The organism is Corallococcus llansteffanensis, from assembly GCF_003612055.1.
Classification (GTDB): Bacteria; Myxococcota; Myxococcia; order Myxococcales; family Myxococcaceae; genus Corallococcus; species Corallococcus llansteffanensis.
The window spans coordinates 1-731 of record NZ_RAWB01001123.1 but is presented as its reverse complement, the minus strand read 5'-3'; the positions used below and the strand labels follow the sequence as shown (position 1 = coordinate 731).

Below are 731 nucleotides of genomic sequence, written 5' to 3'. Positions count from 1 at the left end.
CACGACAAGGCCGACGCCGCCCTCAAGAAGCTCGAGGACGAGAACAAGGGCGCCCTCAAGGGCCTCGTGGATGCCATTGGGGAGATCATCAAGATCCTCTCCGAGTTCAAGGACAAGCTGATGGCGGTGCTGCGCAAGGGCGCGGACACCATCATGCTCATCCTGAAGGACCCGATTGGCTTCCTGGGCAACCTGCTGGCGGCCATCAAGCAGGGCTTCAACCAGTTCGTCGGCAACATCTGGACGCACCTGAAGCGCGGCTTCATGCAGTGGCTCTTCGGCTCCCTGGCCGAGGCCGGCATCCAGGTGCCCAGCGACCTCAACGTCTGGTCCATCCTCAAGCTGGTGCTGGACGTCCTGGGCCTCACCTACGCCTGGATGCGCGGCGAGGCCGTGAAGCTGGTGGGCGAGCGCAACGTCGCCCTCGTCGAGAAGCTGGTCGAGTACATCACCGTCACCATCAAGGGTGGCCCGCAGGCGCTCTGGGAGAAGCTGAAGGAGGACCTCTCCAACCTGAAGGCGATGGTCATCGATGCCATCCAGGACTGGCTCATCACCACCATCGTCAAGCAGGCGGTGACGAAGGTCCTCTCGATGTTCAACCCGGCCGGTGCCTTCGTCCAGGCCGTCCTCGCCATCTACAACGTGGTGATGTGGGTCATCGAGAATGCCTCGCGCATCCTCGCCCTCATCGAAGCCATCGTGAACTCGCTGCATGCGATTGCGACGGG

General features: G+C 62.7%; 1 protein-coding gene. It reads left to right on the top strand.

Annotated elements, in window-relative coordinates; all coding sequences use genetic code 11:
* On the top strand, window positions 1-731 hold a 731-nt coding region (locus D7V93_RS45725), incomplete at both ends, for a phage tail protein (RefSeq protein ID WP_279637002.1).